This is a genomic window from Spirosoma pollinicola (genome assembly GCF_002831565.1).
GTDB classification, from domain to species: domain Bacteria; phylum Bacteroidota; class Bacteroidia; order Cytophagales; family Spirosomataceae; genus Spirosoma; species Spirosoma pollinicola.
Genome location: NZ_CP025096.1, coordinates 5,142,190 through 5,158,330 on the forward strand (window position 1 = coordinate 5,142,190; position 16,141 = coordinate 5,158,330).

The following is a 16,141-nucleotide window of genomic DNA, read 5'->3' on the forward strand; positions in this document are numbered from 1 at the left end:
CACTATACGTATACTGGTATACGTTAGCGCTGTTTTATGTTCCCAGTGGGCAGTCCCCGTTTGTTTCCCATTAGACCCCAATCCAGCTCAGACGTGGATGACTACAAAACGACTAGCCCTCTCAGAAGGTCTGTTGCAGGTAAGGAAGGCCACTAAACGGAGAGTCACAATCTGGCCGTTTTTTACGGGGGATAAATGGTTAGTTATGAGGGGCGGGAGAAGGTTGATAAACCCTCTTCCCGCCCCTGTTAGAATTATTTTTCAGCCATTGTACTTTAAAGAACTGCCTGGTTTAACTGATGAAAAAGGCTTCCATCCAGGTCGTAGCGTTGATTTATGGTTAAGGATGTTGGCTGATGAAATAACGCGTGATTCAGCCCATTATACAATAGCCATAAATTTGGCTTGGCGGCTAACCTGCCAGCCTCCTCGTCCATTCGTTCAAGGGCCAGTTGTACCAGTTTCTTTGGCACCTTCACTCCTTTCAGGTAGCTCTCCGCCCGCTGCCGCTTGATCGTATGTTCAGCCAGCCGGGTATACATCTGAGCCGTCAGGGAATCCTGAGCCGAAACGAATTCATTAAACATTCCGCTGAGCGTCTTTTCGAAATCGGCTTCGGTAAATCCGGTATGACGGATTCGGCTGTAAGCCAGTGTTGTTTCTTGCCCCACCTCGACGTGTTCGGTCGTTTCGATACGCGCCGGTTCAAAAAATGTTTTCGTTTCCCGAACATTGGTATGACGAGTTGGCTGCCCCTCGGCAAGCCATTGAACGTACTCGTCTAAGCTCATAAACTCGTCCGCCCATCCCATCAATCCATTCCCACAGACCAGTCGGTAATAACTGATGCGCATGCGCGGGGCAATTTCGGTTGTGTCAATACTACGTTGCGTTGAGAGGACTTTCCCCTGAATGGTAAATGGGCTCTTACCCGAATACGAATTGGTGATAATAATCGCTTTTTGCAATGTATCGGGCGTTGTTGAGGGCTGACTGCCCGGCCGCTTGGGGGAAACTACCTCAAACCGTTCTTCAGGCAAGGTTAAGGTCAGCGAAAACTCACCCTGGTCCGAATACGATGCTTGCAGGGTATGCCGTCCCAGAACCCGACCGGCTACATCGCGAATTAACTGATTTGGGAAGAGGGAATAATTCTTACCCTGTAAGCCAAAAATTACTGGCTTGGTGGCCTGGGGCGGCCTGCCAACAATAAATTTTTGCCGATCCCGAGCGACGGAATCGTAACCCGGCATGAGGGCTGAAAACTCCTGTAACTGAACGGGAAATGCGATCTGATTCCAATCGTCGGTTTGGGAAAGTACCTTTGCTTTTGCCATGATCGTCAGTAATAAGGGGTTTGTAATTGAGAATTTTGCTTATCTAAAGATAACCAGGGGCGCATTGCCAACCCGCATAATCAACAGGTAACTAATTGATTATCTGTAGCTTCCTTCCCTGTTATGCCTCTTTTTGGGCGTATATAAAGTCAAGCAATGCGATCGTTTCAGCCAATGATTTTGTCCAAAATTTTGTACAAACGCTGCTGGCTGGCAAGTCAGACTTTTCGTAGCTGCCTTATGCAGGTGTGGCTAAGTGAGGCAGGCTGAAAAAGTGAAGTAAACCGTTCAGGGCCTTCGCCCTGTGCTTACTCAGCGAGTATTAATCCCTGCTGTAAAGCCCATCCCTGGACCCAATGCTGAAGCTTCGTTTGATCATCGTCCAGAAGTGGTTCAAAATCCCGGCCGACTTCCTCAAGCAGACGGTCCAAAGCAAGCGGTCTGCTGGCCGTTCCGCCAAACAGCTCATCCATGACGGGCCGTAATTCGGCCAGGATCTGTTCGACCGATGACTGCGAAAAGGTAAGCGGTAATGGAAACAATTCAGCCCATTGCAGCGGGGGGATTCCTGAAATCAAAAACTCACGATCTGGCGGTGTCAGGAACGGAAAAGCATCCTGCATTAGATCACCCTGACGGGCTTTCCTTCGCCCTTCTTCAAACTGTTCTAGTGTACAGGGCAGGATGTGCTTACCGACTTCCTGAGTAAGCATGTTGATGCGCTGAACCGTAATTCCTTCCGGGCAGGGCCAATACGTTCCTTCGGGCAAAAAGCCGGGTCGAATACCAATTGATGTCGTCTCCATAATTGACTAATGGTTTGTCGTAATGACTTCATGTATCGGGTCAAACGTTAAGGCTAATTCGCTGGTAATCGGGTAAGAACGATGAATTATTGTCCAAGTTATTGGACTTAAATTTTAAATAACTAATTGATTACTAACCCTGTACTAAGATACTCATTCGACTTTTCAAGTAGGAAATAGGCCAGTATACGTGCAGAATGTCCCTGTAGCCTTTCCCCCTGTTATGGCCCCTGCGGGATGAAGTGGTGAAGTGAGGTGAAACCAGTTTACCCAGACCGGCCCTTGGAGCTGGTTTGGGTAATGACTCAAAAAAAGTAGGTCGCTCCTATTCCAATCCCGCTCCCGCTCAACAGATTCACGGATACCCACACGTGCCGTAATTCGGCTGAGACTTGAACACCATACAGCAATACGGGCTTGAGTTTACCCGCTTGCAGAAGCTGCGCGTAGCGGGTGGGCTGGTTATCCGCAATGGTCACTTCCTGATAGAAGGAAGCTCCGGCCAGGCCACCGATGAAAATATGGGGTCGGGCGACAAATCCGATCCCGGCTAATAGGGAGGGGTTAGCTTTGTACTGGCCCTGCGCCCCTACATACAGTTCGTTCTTTCGACGGCCTGCGAGTAGTGTTACATACCCGCCCCAGTTGGTTTTAGCGGTCGCATTAACGAACACGGTACTATTCGTTTGCACGGCCAGTCCAAGACCAACTTTGCCGACTGCCTTTTTTGTGAGGCAGCTATCCGGCTTATTAATGCGCTCGACGGCATCAAAGAATGCTTTTAAACCCATTGACTGCGTATTCATACCCAGCGCGTACGGATTTAAGTAAGAAGGCTTAAGCCCTGATGGTTTGGCCGGAGTGGTAGCCGCTGTGTCCTGCCCATAACAAGTAGAGCAAAACAGCAGGGTAGCAATCCAGTACAATAAGAATGTGGCGAATACCAGACCCATTCCTTTAAAAAAATTTACGACCTGCGAGCGTTGGGGTTCTACAAGTTTAAACATGGTTTTTGGGGCGGTACCGCGCCGGCGGACCGGCCGCCGCGTTTGTGCCTACCGGCGATGGATGATTTATTTTACCTTACTAAAGATACCACCCGCACCCCTTAAATTGCTGTTTAACAGATAGTTATACCACAAGCTATCCGTCGCTCTTTTCCCTGTAATAATTCCCCCGTAGGGGGTTAGGGGGGCCACACTATCGAATCCAATGGCACCGCAGGTGATGAGAAGGTAAAGTGATGTGCGGTGGCATTTAGCTTTGTTGCCAACGGCTTTCAACATCCATGTCCCAAAAAAAACGGTTCGTGAGTGGGACACGAACCGTTCATACTACGTCAGCTTTTTTTGTTCAAGACGAATACTCATCATCAATAAATTCTTCTTCTAACTCCTGACTAACCGATTTTTTATCCAGAACTTTTACCCTTGCATTCTTAATTTTAATGCTGGCGGATGGCTTACCTTCTTTATCCGTGTAGGCTTCCGCTGTCACTTTACCTTCCACCAGCATCAATCGCCCCTTGCTATAGGTTTCCGTGCGATCACCTTTGACTACGCATTCTACCCAGATGGTTTTAGAAACCAGCTCCTGCGTATCCTTTGTCTTGTAGCTGTCATCCAGCCCGATAGAGATTGCCGTTAATGGCTGACTCTGCGCGTCATTAAAAACCCTTGTTGATCCAACGTGACCAATACCTACGAATTTGTTCAACCCGAACATTGACATGGCTTTACCGGTTTGTGCCTGGTTAGGCGATGATTAACTGATTTAACACTATAAAGATAACCTCTATTTATTTTAGCTATTAATTTGAATGTCAGTAACTTAATAACCAACAAAACATTTTCTTCCCTGTTATATGCCGCCCCTTGCGGTGGTTTTAATTTCACTTATTGGTAAGATGGGGTATATGCCGCTTTATGGTGGTTTTGCCCTGAACGCTAACGGCTATGTCACTGAGTTAACACCTTCATTTTCCGTCAGTTATTTCCTGACATAAAGATAAATAATTCACTAACAAATGTTCATAAAGTTCTTTTTGTTTTTTTTTCGGTCAATTCAGTCGATATGACGTTATCTTGTAATTACTGCTACCAATCCTAGTTCAAATGTCGCTTGTTAGCCAACTAGACTTATTTGCACAACAGCCGCAACTCATTCGGTATGAATTGTCAGGCACAAATCATAGCCGGTTTACCGCCGATGATGCTGACCGGCCCGATCAAGAATCGGGTCAGATAGACTTACGAAATGATCGGGGTGATGTATTGATTTCTTTACCTAGCCGGCGTAATCGATCCGTATCGGAACAGGCGCGTCGTCGCTTCCTACTGGAGACGGCCTTTTGTCAAGGCCGGGTGCTGGCAGGCCTGCAGCTGCCGGGGCTCAGATTGGTCCACGTTCACTTGGTTGGCAACAGGCGTATGGATATAACGTGTGCCACATTGCCTAAGGCACTTGTCACGGCGGGTCGTTTATGGGCTGATCTACGGGGATCGACGCTGACGGATCTGGTGGCATCTCAGGCCGATTGGCACGGCAGCCAGCTGGCTGACTGTCAGTTAACGGGGGTTAGGGTTACGGAGTCTAATTTCCAATCGGTCAGCTTTCGTAGATCGAACCTGGAGAAAGCCCATTTTCTGGATTGTCAACTACAAATGAGCGACTTATCGGGGTGCCAATTACGCCATGCCAGTTTAAAAGGGTCTGATCTCTCGGGCTGTGACCTGCGGTATGCTGATCTTACGGGTTGCGATATCCGGGGAACATACCTGCGGGGAATTTCTATTTCGGTCGCCGTATTGGAGAAGGCAAATTTAAAACCGATACGTCAGCGTATACAGCACCTGGTTTGGGCTTTTCCAGGGCTAAAACCAGTATGGCTTGCGGCTCTTGAGGCGGGTCATTGGCAGGCCGGATCGGCCGAGAGCTTAAGCGATTTTCTAACCCGGTGCCTTGGCTACCGGGTTGGTGCGGGCTGGCAAAACGTACACGGCAGTACCGAATGGGTTATCTGGCAATTTCTGCGCTCGATTCAAACCGGTGAGCGGCCCCATTCTCATCCCCTGGCTAACCTGCTCTACAAATGGGTCTCGCTTTAGTGGCCGGCCGGTGTGGTTGACTTACTTAGCGATGAGGAGGTGAAGTAGTCAGGACCAACAAAACAGGGCAAACGCACAGCGATTGCCCTGGTCTACCCCTCTACAACCATTTCATTACAAACGAAGGTAAAACCCGGTTTCCCGTTCAATCACCCCTATTACCTCCTCCCCATAAACCCGGTCCATCCGAACGGTTCTTGCCGGATCGCTATGGGATTTAACAAAGTCAAGCGTATACAGATCCAAACCGGGTCGGTAAAACATATTTATGGCTACACACTTAGCCCCTGACCCCATTGACCAGGTTAGTAAATACTGCTGATTACTGAATCGGATGTGAGTTGCCCCCATCATAATAAATCCCATTTTTGTAATCAGTGAATGCATCTCCATGATTTCAGGATTTGCTAATTCCAGATTTGCCGTTACATCAGTGGCTTGCGCAGTGTTCATCGTTTTAAGCTCATTTACCGAATTGATCTTATATAAAAATACACCTTTGCGGCCATGTCTCTCTAGGTAACAACGAATTGATGAACTGCTTGCGGCTGATTTATCCCCTGTTATACTGAGCCAGCATATGGCTCTGAATAAGTGAAGTGTATGATCTGCCCCTAAATCGCACAAGGGCGCAAGAGGGCAGTTTTAGTCTTCTGGCATTTGTTACGAGACCAGGTAAAAAATTGCCGTCATGGGGTTGATTATTAACCAGACATTTCCATTACAGGTACCCGACCAGTACTGATGCACCCATCCCTTATAAAAACCCTCCTGGAGCTTCAGGGTAATCGTGTAGTCATATTCTTTGGTTGACCAATCGATCGTGTGTTCAGCCTGAAGCTTGATGGCCCGTTTTATGGTATCCAGATGAAAGCTCCGCATTTCAGGCGGCAATATGGTTTCCAGTTCCAGGGTCTTAAAGTTTAACTCTGTCAGCAGATTTGGTTGACTAGCCAGTACGTCATAAACACCACCTAACTGATGGCTCTTTTGCTCGAAACCCGCTTTGAGCATGGGTAAATTTGCGTCCTTATAGCCACGATATAAGTTTTCCCACAAATGAGGATGACGCTGCTCAACGAAAGCCTGACGGTACAATAGAAATTGAAGAAAGTTATGATGCGCCTGGGTTGCATCCGTAACGGGGGGGTAACCTGAATTCATAATCGAGGGAGATTTATTGAGGCAAGAAAATTAGTTAACTGTCTGATTTACTGATAGTAATATAACTATTTTTCGCCGATCTGCCAATAAAGCAGGCTCGCGTTTCTCTTCTTTTTTTCCCCCGTTATTTATGTACATAAACAAAAAAGAGGACCGTGGCCCCCTTCTGTTGATTATCCAAATGTTTACATTGTCAGGTATGACTGGGTTCAACCTGCGTAGTGGAAGTCTCTGACAAGTCCTCAGCAGATGATTCATCCGAATGGGGATGGGTGTAGGAATCATTGAGCAGGTCTTCCCGGCCATCGGGTTCGGTGTCGACTGGGTTGGGGTTGTGAATTAAGTCAGTCGCTTCCAAATTTGATTCCTGCTCAGAAAATGCGCGGATGGCTTTATTTGTTTTTTTCGATTGGGGCCGAACAACTAGCCAGTAGTACCCGCCAGCCCCAGCTAGGGCCAAGAAAAGCAGTGTTGGTAACCAGGAGGAGCTGCTGGTAGGAGTGGGTTGTTCTTTAATAGATGCAACCTTTGGCGTCTTGTCCGTGCTTTGCTGGATCTTCGAGCGTTGGTTGGCCAGCGCTGATTCAATCGCTAAGCTATCTTGTATCGCTTTGCGGGGAAAGATTTCATCCGTCAGAATGTAAAGCTTACTGGCGTACAGACGAGCGTCCTGGGGCTGACCGTTAATCTGGAGAAGGCCAAAGCGAACAAAACGAACCTGGGTATAAAAGTCCATCTTTGACACTACTTCGCTGAGTGAAGCGATAGGAAGATCCATGAGCCCCCGCATGGTTATCGAATCTTGTCGGGTGAGTTGAATCTGATCCGAAAACCGTAATACAGACGGTGAATTGATCATAGTCCGTCGGGCCGAGTCCGATAGATCAAAAGAGGCCGATGAGGCCCCGATGGGCATCCGTAACTTGAGCTTTTGGGCATCCAATTCACGCTGAACCGCATCGGGCGTTGTTGTCTGGACAGCGGGGTTGAGCGTGGCAATCGAGGGTGCGGCCGGGGGTGTTGGCTGCCTGGCCATCAGTGGGCTAGCCAACCCAATAAGCAGGAATACGTTTCTGATCATGAGTTAAACGCAAGCTTTTAGTTGTTTTTTTTCGGTCATCTTACTTCACACAAATATAAATGAATATCTCACATGCACGAGTAAGCTCTTGGGTAGCGGCTTTGGATTTAGCAAAGTATTTTTTTTTCGGTCACTCTCTTTTTACAATCTCGATACGAATGAAAAGGTGAAGTAAAAACCATCCCGCCGGCCTGCGGGCAATCTCATTATTCTTCGTCATCAGGCAACGAGCGTTGATCAAAAATGTATTCGGCTGCGGCCTGCGCTTTAGAAGCGGCCTTCACGATGATCGTTCGATCGCTGGACAACAGCTTGCTGTAATGGTCGATATAAGCCGCGGCATTTTCCAGCAAATCGTCACGCTCACTAAAATCAACGCCCAAAGCATTCAATAAAAATGACGTACCTAATTCAGCAATCAGTTCTTCAAATGCGTAAGCTAATGCATTCGGCTCGCGGTTTGCCACATAGGCGGCTATCGACTCCCGGTTTAACCGCTTAGGGTGACCCGTAGCGTGAACAAGTTCATGGAACATCGTTTTGTAATAATTTTCGGGTGTCCTGAACTCGCTGATGGTTGGTAGGACAATGGAATCTCTGCGGGGTAGATAGCAAGGAGTGCCGGGGCACGTATGGGAAATCTGAATACCGTCCCGGCTCATCCGGTCGACAATCTCCTGCAATTCATTGATTTGTAGTTGTCGGTTGGTTTCAACCAGCGCGTCCAAATCGGGCAGTTTGACATCAATCCCGTCTGTCTGGTCAATATTCCAGACGTAGTAAAACCGGAATAATGGCGCTGCGCTTTTTCCTTCGGCTAATAAGGCCGCTTTTTTGTCTTCGTTAGGGAATTTCCAGAACGTAACAATATGCCCTTTTTCGCCCTTTCTGACTCGTCCGCCCAGTTGGTTAATTTGCTTTAGGGTTAAGTAATACGGTTTCTCGTACGGAAGCAGAGCCAGCAGCAACATATTAATAGACGTATAAGGCCGTTTCGAGCAGTAATTTTGCGGAAAACCATACCCATTCTTCTTGTACTGCGCTTTCCACGGGATGACTCCTTTTTCTAATTGAGAAATAATTGTTTGGGTAATTTTATCATATAAAAAAGCCATGCCAGGCCGGGCCATCTTCCCGCCCTTCGTATCGTCCGTGGCGATCAACGAAGTAGGTGGGACATAATTTTGAGTACGTTTTCCTACGTTGGATTTTTTGGCCGTTTTTTTTGATAGCGTTGTCATGATAAAGGGGTTTTTGCTCTTTGTTTGTAGCCTAAATTTACCCCCCAATCCCTTCTAATACGCTGACAATGAACGACTGATGAATTTTCTATGAGTTACCTTTTTCCCTGTTATAAAAAATGAATCTGGTGAGGTGTTTCTTAACCCTTCCCCGCGTAATTTTTGTAGCTGGTACTTTTCTGATTCACTAATAGACATAAAAATAGCAGACACCGTAAGATGTCTGCCAGGATAATCGGTATGTTCCGACTTACTACCTTTTCGCCCCGATTAAGTCCCAGAATTCCTGGATCGTCATAGTGTCGGAATACTGCTCATCAATCGCACGATCATCACCCCGGAGCGTTTGCCAGCTTTGGGAAAGACCTTCACGAATTAGAAAAGAACCCCGTAGGTTAATCATAATCTCACCAGGTAAGGCCTGAAAGATCTTTTCACTCAACGCCTCACTGAGTGCCTGGCGCGAACCCGCTGGTGCGACATCCATAGCCGTCTCACCCGTTTCCTCATCGCCTAGATCTACTGATGATTCCTCTCCTAGATCGCTGCCCGTTGCCGTTTTGGTTTCCTGGGCTAACCCCGTTGCATTGTTCATCGCCTGACGCGTATGCTCCAGGGCAGCATCGGAAAAATCGTCGTTGGCATCAGGATTTTTGCCAAACGCATTTTTAGCTGGTGCCCGGTCCTTAGGGGCCTTTTTGTTGAGTGAAACCCCTCCTTTCTCGGCAGTTTTTTTAATGCTGCTGGCCGTAATCGGCTTGCCGTCTTGCTGGCTCTGGGCTACGGTCTTCTTCCAAATATTGGTTCGTTGATCTTCCGGCAGCTGAGCCAGGGCAGCCGCGTGAGATTCGGTGTTAGGCAAGGGAATGGGCGTGTTTTTCCCGTTAGGTTGTTCACCTTCTCCTGGTTGACCCGTTGCTTCATCCTCTTCGGGTGCTGACCATACGTAGCTTGTAGAACCCGTAGATTGCGCAGCCGTTTCCGCGTCTACTGGTTCGGCAGAATTTGTGTCATCACGGGACTCTTCTGTGTAGTCAACGTCCTCGGGTTGTTTCGCCGTTGAGGGTGATGGCTTTGTTCGACGTACCTTCCCGGTAGGAACGGCCTGATAGCCTTCATCCGACGAATTATCTGTTGCTCTAACCGGATCAGATTTGATTTCTTCCGCAATCTGATTAACAACTTTAGCCGCTTCGATAAGTTGATAGCCTCGATTTCGGTTGAGACTGAACCGTTCCAGCATATACTGTTCGATGGTCAGGTGAGTAGCCCGGTACAGTTTATTTTCCTGAATTTCAATCAACGCCCGGCCGACTTCCAGAAAGGTATTCATGCCCTTATCAATCGTTGCCTCTAGCGTAACCAATCGGTCGGCTTCGGCCGCTGACAAAGTTGAGAGGGTTTTGACTGAGCTGGAACCAAACCGGCGCGTCGGCGCTGGTACATCGTTGACCACCACTTCCGGCTCCGGTTCTGGCGTTAACGCGCTGCTGAGGACACCGCCTACCTGTTGCGAAAAATCTTTTGTTTTCTTAGCCATAATTGACACTTATTTGGCGGTAGTAAGAACGGCTAGTAGCTCATCCACTAACTGATTAAAATCCTCAGCTCCGTTACTGCCCGGATCATACTCAAATATGGATTTATGATCGGCTGCGCTTTCCATCAGGCCAATGCTCTGCCGGATGGCGGCGGTAAAGACGGGCAATTTACTGTCAACCAAGGCTTTCTTGATTTCAGAACCAAACTTCGTACGTTCCCCAAACCGATTCTTTAGAATGCCTGCTAGTTCAAGCGATCGGTTAAAATCTTTCTTGATGCGGGTCGCCTGCTTGATAATCTGGGCCAGTCCCTGGAAGGCAAAATTTTCACCCTGCAACGGAACAATGTAGTAGTGGGCAGCACATAAGGCATTCCGGGTAAGGATACCTAGGTTAGGCGGGCAATCAATCACGACGAAGTCATAAAATGTGTCCGGTGCTTTTTCGACCTCTTCTTCGATCAAATTCCGTAGGGCGAAAAATTCCGCGTCGTTACTTAAAATGGCGTCCGAACGCTGCAGATCCAGGCTAGCGGGCAGAAAGCCAAAGGGATGCCCATTTGTCTTAGTCATCTCGATTACGTCTTCCCACTGCGCATCCCCCGTCAGCAAATCACCGACATGCTTGGATTTAGCCGGCAAGCCCACGGCCATGGTCAGGTTATGCTGAGGATCCAAATCTACCATCAGCACTGAGTGACCGCGCCGGTTGATACCGGCCGCCAGGTTAAAGGTTATCGTTGTTTTGCCCGTGCCGCCTTTGTTGTTGAATACGGCGAGAATAATTGGTTTTGACATGGTAATAAGTAACGGGGAAGAAATGCGTCAACAAAAAAACTAAGGAATATCTACATTCAGCGAAAATGGACCAACTTGTTTCAATCGGCCGCTTCTACCGGCCGGTACAACCGGGCGTATCGGACCAAAATTTTATACATTTCCAGCCGGTAAAGACACGACAGTTGGTTCATATACATGGTCAGGCTGTCCTATCGGAGGTGGATTAAGTAAACTCGCGTGTGGTAAAGTTGCCGGTTCCTTGGGCCGGTTCTGGGCAAATTGCCGGGCATGATCAAGGGAAAAGTCGGGCAGTAAGTTCAGGTAGGTGAACTGTTTGGCCTTATCGCTTGATTTACCACGTTTAATGCTGAGGACAAAGGGTACCATACACAAACTTCCCAGCAATTGCTTCCAGGTGTCTACCATGTTAGTGACCTGGGGAATGGTGGATTGAGCGCCATGCGTCATGATCTGCCAATACCCTACCAGGGGAAAGTCCCGAATCATAAAACGCAGGGATAAGGTCGGCTTCCAAACGATGTACTTGGCCTTATCGGGCGCAAGTCCTTTCTGTAGATGCGCTTCAATCCCTAAGGCAATATCCGGAACCTGTTGCAACGTGACCAGTTTGGTATAGCCCGGACTTCCGTCTTTAGGTCGGAAATAAAACGTTTGGCCGTCCGAAAAGGCGTATAAATCACCTTTCCGGTCTCTGATTTCTAGCCGTACATTACAACTGGCTTCCTCCGCATCGTTGTAAAAACAAATTGGTAACTGGCGGGGCTCCGGTCCGTACAGTTGCGTGAATAAATCCTGAGCCCGGCCACGGGGCACAAAGTAATCCGTGGCAGTTGGGTATACTTTCCCACCCTCTGTCTGCGCAAGTTTTCCTAAGCCAATTCGTCCTATTTCAGGAATAGCTTCCTGCGGAATGCCGCCAGTAGACACGGGTTGCATTGTCGATATAATCCGCATAGTTCAATGAAGGTAAACAGGATAAACCATTTCATTATGGCTTAAATATAAAGCAATATGTGTTTTTTTTTCGGTCATTGCAACATAAAATTAAGAAATTTCTCTTCAATTTTTGATTTAATGTGCTGATTTTCATTATGTAAGCTTCGTTGCTATATACGATCATAATGATCCATAAAGAGCATAATTGTCCGCTACTGCGGGTAGTTAACACGTTTAAGGTACGTCCGCCACCGAGGTCAATTAACCGATGTATGTTGGGGACTTGCTACGAAAATTTCACACGTCTAACGTTCGTTCAGCATAGGATGAAATTGCCTTCGGATTTGTTCTTTAGGTAGCGGGTCGGAAACGCCGATCCAACACGAAAGATAACGTACATGAGTAGATTGTATACACCAGCCGAAACCCTCCGCCGGCTACGGAACCGAATAGGCCATCCATGCACGGATGACTACGAAATTCGTCGGGTATTTTATGAGTTGTTTTCAGATTCAAAACTTAAATTTGCCTACGCCCCCTACATTTTTCAACATCCCCTACTCCATCGGGCCACTAAACATATCAACGAAAATTGGTTTAGTGACTCTGACGGCAGCCCACTCATCGACCGAATGCACTGTCCGGCTCCTCCCTCCGACCGGGATTATACGTTTCCTCGGAGCCGCTGCAACCTGGATAACGAGTCGATGTTTTATGGGGCTTCGGAAATGGGTGTACCCATTTTTGAGGTTCAGGCAAAGAAAGGCCATTACGTTGTGATTTCGAGCTGGGCTCATAAGTTGGCTACCCTGACGGCCAATAATCGACCCTCTCAACCGATTGAGGTAGAAACAATCATACTGGGGGCTGAACATATTAGACGCTCACTAGATGTGAATTCGGACGAGGACAAGGACTTGTATGACCTGCTGATTAACCACGAGCCTTATTTTTCTCCATCTACCGATCAGGAAGTTCGCGACGTGGATGCTTATATCGGGCAGGTGTTTGCCGAAAAAGGTAGCAATGAAGTTTATCGATTTACCAGTACGCTGTCAAACATCCTCTTCAATGACTTTCGAGTCAATAAAGTCGCGCCCATAAACGGGTTAATCTATCCCAGTGTCGAAAGTCAGGTAAGTGGTCATAATATCGTATTGAACGCCGACTTTGCCCATAACTCGTTTAAGTTGTGGGGAGCAGATATGTACTATGTACAGGAACATGACGTACATCAATCATTATTTGGTCTTCGGAAGATAAAGTCAATTAAGTATGATCCCGCTGGTAAGCATGAATGGGTGGGGGTAAGTCCTGCTGATGCAAAAAAACTGTACTGGTTGTCGCCCGCGACAAAACGGGTCTACGCCGAGCCAATAAGTTAGTTATCATTTTACTGGTACTAAGTCATAAGTAGTTACCTCGCTTACCAGGCTATCGGGCTGTTCGTGCTGACAGCAGCCACAAACCAGGCAGAAGGAAGCTAGCTTTGAATGAACAAACCGCTCTGGACAAGTGCAGTTCCAGAAGTGAGAATTGGTCAGTAACGGTGATTCAGGGGCTACCGGACGTAATTTTCCGGAGATGATTGGGGGTCGAAAAACAGTGGAGGTAAGCATAATTCCTTCTTTTTTGATAGTCGGAAGATACGTTCTGACTAGGATGAAAATCGATCAATGAAGGCTATAAAGGAGTAATTTATATCAGTTCCTTCCCCCGTTATACCCCGGCTTTTTAGCCGGATTAAGTGGATAAGTGCTGTAAAACGATACTAGGTGAAGTAGTAGGTTTGGCGCTGGTCATTGGGCTAAAGGCTTTGCCTGATGTGGCCGGTGATGAGCGCTAAACTTACTTTACTTGAAACGAGGCTGTGTAGCCTTTAACGTCCTTCGTAGCGGTTATGGAGCTTCAGAAATCCCTTGAAATGCGCAGCAAAATCGGGTTGATCGCTGTAAACCCAGTCCCCACTAGCCATAAGGTGTTTTTTCTCATGACCAACTGGCCGTAGATGGGGGGCGTATTCATCGCCTAACGCACTTGGTTCAAGGTAAACGGCGGGGCATCGCTCCGAGACAAATGCATTCCCGGTGATGCCTTCACCGACAATGACGACGCTATCGACGTGACCCAGCAAATGGCGCTCATTGGGTCCATAATGACGATAGATTTGAGCACGGATGCCGTTTTGTTTTTGAAGAGCGGGGGTAAGAACAGGCTGCATAGCGGAGTTGTGGCTGATTTTCTATACCCTAAAGATCTTCAGAACAGGCCGTTGCCTGGGGGTTAAGGGAAACTCGTTATTACCTGCGCAATGTCCCCTTTCCCCTGTTATAATAGGCGTAGCCTTCTTACCGACTATCACCACGGATGATTAGTCATGCCCTTTGTCCTTTGAGTAGGTGAAGTGAAGCAAGCATGACCGGCTTCAAACGGTCATCAACTGAATACCTATCCTAGAAACCCTTTACTGTTACTCCACAGATAAACCCACCGCGGCGGCGGACCGCTCAAAGACGTCATTTTCTTGCGGATCATTCACCTCAATAGTAAACTTATCCAGTACCAGTTCTCCCAGGCCCGTTAAGTTTACGTCCTCATCCTGGTTAGGATTGTAATTGCCCGATAAGGTTTGGTCAATTTGATACAGTTCATTCAGGAACTGGTAAACGGCTTGCTGGGTCAGGGACTTCGTCTTCATAACAGGGCGTAAGGGTTTAGTACTGAATCGGCACTGGTTTATAACTTTCTTTTAGGCACTACCCGTCAGTAGGTATTACCTGAATAAGTGAGCAGGTAAGTTTTTAGGTGGTACCAGCTTTTTTCTATTCTTACGCCAGCGGGTGAAAAAAGCCGTATTATTTTTAAAAAACCAGAGCTGAATTTGAATAAACTCACGGGCAAACTTCCTCGACACCTTATTATCCGATAGTAACTTTTTGTAAATCGGCTCATTCGCCTTAACCCGCTCGGCATTGGTGTTAATCCGGTGATGAATTAATAGACGGTACTTTTCTCGCACTTGAAGGGGCTGTTTATAACTACCAAAGTTTAAGCCTTCAAACGGTATTTTGCTCATAACGATCAGGTGTTTACCTTCCTAAAAATACGATATATGGTGGGAGCAGTTGATTACAATAGGGGGTAGCTGCGGCTTATAGTCAAGTTTTATTCCCCTGTTTTAGTATTGCCTGAATTCGTGAAGTGAGGTAGCCAAGTCTCCATCGGGTTAGTCAATACTTAGAGACAACACAATGACCGTGAGAAAATCGGTATTCTCGCAACTGTTCGATACTCCAGTGACCATATTTCTCCAGTGCCTTCCTCAGATACTGTGGTAGAGCGAGTTTCCCTTTTACGCCATGGTTTACTTTGGACTGAGCGAATTTAGCCAGCTTAGCTGCTTCGCGCTCTACCCACTGTTGCCAGCGATCCGGGTGGGTTCTGTACAAATAAACGATCTCGACTTCGTTCTGAAAGGGACAGAACATACAATTACTTGGGTATGGAACCGGATATCCATACCCGGCAATGATGCGTTGGCAGGCGGCCCGGTCGTGGCCCAGTTCCAGGAGCGGATAGCGATGCTCAACGCACAGTTTCCGCCATTTGGGGATATAGGCGGGACCGGTGTCGCCATCTTGAAACAGAACGTATTCATCCGGCTCGGCTGACGTTTTGGGGCCTGGATTAGCGACCCGGCTTTCCTCACCGGCGGCAAAACCGATCCAGCTGACCAGTTTACCAAAGTAATGGCGGTACTGGTAAAAAACGGAAGGGTCATTGCCATGGTATCCGTAATGATCTCGTAGCCACTGCGCCAGAAATCGATAGCTGACTTTAATCTTCAGATTATCGGTGCAGGATTTAGCAAAGGTTACGCCCATAATGTTGTTATTGCGCTCCATCTGATCCGTAAGGCTCTGCCAGGTTGCCCCGTGAAAGCCCATGTCCGGCGTCACGAACGTAAAATCAATCCCGACCGTTGGACACCATTGTTTTAGTCACGAAACGTATTCTTCTGTTTCCTGATATTCATTGCCGGTGTCAGTCATTAAAGCACAGAAATTAGATTTACCCAAAAACGTTTCCCGAAAACCTATATCATGCTGGCATAACATCAGTAACGCT

At 47.5% G+C, this 16,141-nt stretch carries 18 protein-coding genes; 3 read left to right on the forward strand and 15 right to left on the reverse strand.

The annotated features are described in order from the left end of the window. Nucleotides 1–275: 275 nt before the first annotated feature. The 4 genes from CWM47_RS21655 to CWM47_RS21670 all read right to left on the reverse strand — a co-directional run bounded on the left by CWM47_RS21655 (nucleotide 276) and on the right by CWM47_RS21670 (nucleotide 3,874). On the reverse strand, nucleotides 276–1,337 hold the full coding sequence (locus tag CWM47_RS21655; protein ID WP_100990279.1) for a hypothetical protein: 1,062 nt from the start codon (nucleotides 1,335–1,337) through the stop codon (nucleotides 276–278). 308 nt (nucleotides 1,338–1,645) lie between these two features. After that, the gene (locus tag CWM47_RS21660) at nucleotides 1,646–2,143 is read right to left on the reverse strand and encodes a hypothetical protein (RefSeq protein ID WP_100990280.1); all 498 of its coding nucleotides are present in this window, start codon (nucleotides 2,141–2,143) and stop codon (nucleotides 1,646–1,648) included. A gap of 305 nt (nucleotides 2,144–2,448) precedes the next feature. Beyond that, nucleotides 2,449–3,150 carry a hypothetical protein gene (locus tag CWM47_RS21665; RefSeq protein ID WP_100990281.1) on the reverse strand — a complete coding sequence of 234 codons (702 nt, stop codon included), beginning with the start codon at nucleotides 3,148–3,150 and terminating at the stop codon, nucleotides 2,449–2,451. Nucleotides 3,151–3,496: 346 nt separating this feature from the next. Then, nucleotides 3,497–3,874: a single-stranded DNA-binding protein gene (locus tag CWM47_RS21670; protein ID WP_100990282.1), complete on the reverse strand. Its 378-nt coding sequence runs from the start codon at nucleotides 3,872–3,874 to the stop codon at nucleotides 3,497–3,499. Between the two features lie 133 nt (nucleotides 3,875–4,007). Here CWM47_RS21670 and CWM47_RS38240 point away from each other — a divergent pair, with 133 nt between their 5' ends. Continuing rightward, on the forward strand, nucleotides 4,008–4,148 hold the full coding sequence (locus CWM47_RS38240) for a hypothetical protein (protein WP_157816037.1): 141 nt from the start codon (nucleotides 4,008–4,010) through the stop codon (nucleotides 4,146–4,148). Between the two features lie 109 nt (nucleotides 4,149–4,257). Beyond that, complete coding sequence (locus CWM47_RS21675; RefSeq protein WP_100990283.1) at nucleotides 4,258–5,250, forward strand: pentapeptide repeat-containing protein; 993 nt, start codon at nucleotides 4,258–4,260, stop codon at nucleotides 5,248–5,250. Nucleotides 5,251–5,364: 114 nt separating this feature from the next. Here CWM47_RS21675 and CWM47_RS21680 read toward each other — a convergent pair whose 3' ends face one another. From CWM47_RS21680 to CWM47_RS21710, 7 genes are all read right to left on the reverse strand, one after another. Continuing rightward, nucleotides 5,365–5,703 (reverse strand): hypothetical protein, encoded by a 339-nt coding sequence (locus tag CWM47_RS21680; protein WP_100990284.1) that lies wholly within the window; start codon nucleotides 5,701–5,703, stop codon nucleotides 5,365–5,367. A 210-nt stretch (nucleotides 5,704–5,913) separates the two neighbouring features. Continuing rightward, nucleotides 5,914–6,414, reverse strand: a complete 501-nt coding sequence (locus tag CWM47_RS21685) for a hypothetical protein (RefSeq protein WP_100990285.1) — start codon at nucleotides 6,412–6,414, stop codon at nucleotides 5,914–5,916. A gap of 193 nt (nucleotides 6,415–6,607) precedes the next feature. Beyond that, on the reverse strand, nucleotides 6,608–7,495 hold the full coding sequence (locus tag CWM47_RS21690) for a hypothetical protein (RefSeq protein WP_100990286.1): 888 nt from the start codon (nucleotides 7,493–7,495) through the stop codon (nucleotides 6,608–6,610). 206 nt (nucleotides 7,496–7,701) lie between these two features. Continuing rightward, a complete protein-coding gene (locus tag CWM47_RS21695) occupies nucleotides 7,702–8,736 on the reverse strand; it encodes an ArdC family protein (RefSeq protein WP_100990287.1) in 1,035 nt (344 codons plus the stop codon). A gap of 253 nt (nucleotides 8,737–8,989) precedes the next feature. Next, nucleotides 8,990–10,276 carry a hypothetical protein gene (locus CWM47_RS21700; protein ID WP_100990288.1) on the reverse strand — a complete coding sequence of 429 codons (1,287 nt, stop codon included), beginning with the start codon at nucleotides 10,274–10,276 and terminating at the stop codon, nucleotides 8,990–8,992. A 9-nt stretch (nucleotides 10,277–10,285) separates the two neighbouring features. Beyond that, on the reverse strand, nucleotides 10,286–11,074 hold the full coding sequence (locus tag CWM47_RS21705; protein WP_100990289.1) for a ParA family protein: 789 nt from the start codon (nucleotides 11,072–11,074) through the stop codon (nucleotides 10,286–10,288). Nucleotides 11,075–11,206: 132 nt separating this feature from the next. Beyond that, complete coding sequence (locus CWM47_RS21710; RefSeq protein ID WP_100990290.1) at nucleotides 11,207–12,031, reverse strand: recombination directionality factor; 825 nt, start codon at nucleotides 12,029–12,031, stop codon at nucleotides 11,207–11,209. Nucleotides 12,032–12,411: 380 nt separating this feature from the next. On the opposite strand from CWM47_RS21710, the gene CWM47_RS21715 reads away from it, so the two are divergent. Continuing rightward, complete coding sequence (locus tag CWM47_RS21715) at nucleotides 12,412–13,398, forward strand: hypothetical protein (protein ID WP_100990291.1); 987 nt, start codon at nucleotides 12,412–12,414, stop codon at nucleotides 13,396–13,398. Nucleotides 13,399–13,892: 494 nt separating this feature from the next. On the opposite strand, the gene CWM47_RS21720 is transcribed toward CWM47_RS21715, so the two are convergent. The 4 genes from CWM47_RS21720 to CWM47_RS21735 all read right to left on the reverse strand — a co-directional run bounded on the left by CWM47_RS21720 (nucleotide 13,893) and on the right by CWM47_RS21735 (nucleotide 15,972). Continuing rightward, complete coding sequence (locus CWM47_RS21720; protein ID WP_100990292.1) at nucleotides 13,893–14,234, reverse strand: hypothetical protein; 342 nt, start codon at nucleotides 14,232–14,234, stop codon at nucleotides 13,893–13,895. Nucleotides 14,235–14,483: 249 nt separating this feature from the next. Beyond that, nucleotides 14,484–14,711, reverse strand: a complete 228-nt coding sequence (locus tag CWM47_RS21725) for a hypothetical protein (protein ID WP_100990293.1) — start codon at nucleotides 14,709–14,711, stop codon at nucleotides 14,484–14,486. A 75-nt stretch (nucleotides 14,712–14,786) separates the two neighbouring features. Next, entirely contained in the window at nucleotides 14,787–15,089 is a 303-nt protein-coding gene (locus CWM47_RS21730; RefSeq protein ID WP_100990294.1) for a hypothetical protein, read from the reverse strand. Between the two features lie 154 nt (nucleotides 15,090–15,243). Further along, on the reverse strand, nucleotides 15,244–15,972 hold the full coding sequence (locus tag CWM47_RS21735) for a hypothetical protein (RefSeq protein WP_157816038.1): 729 nt from the start codon (nucleotides 15,970–15,972) through the stop codon (nucleotides 15,244–15,246). Nucleotides 15,973–16,141: the final 169 nt, after the last annotated feature.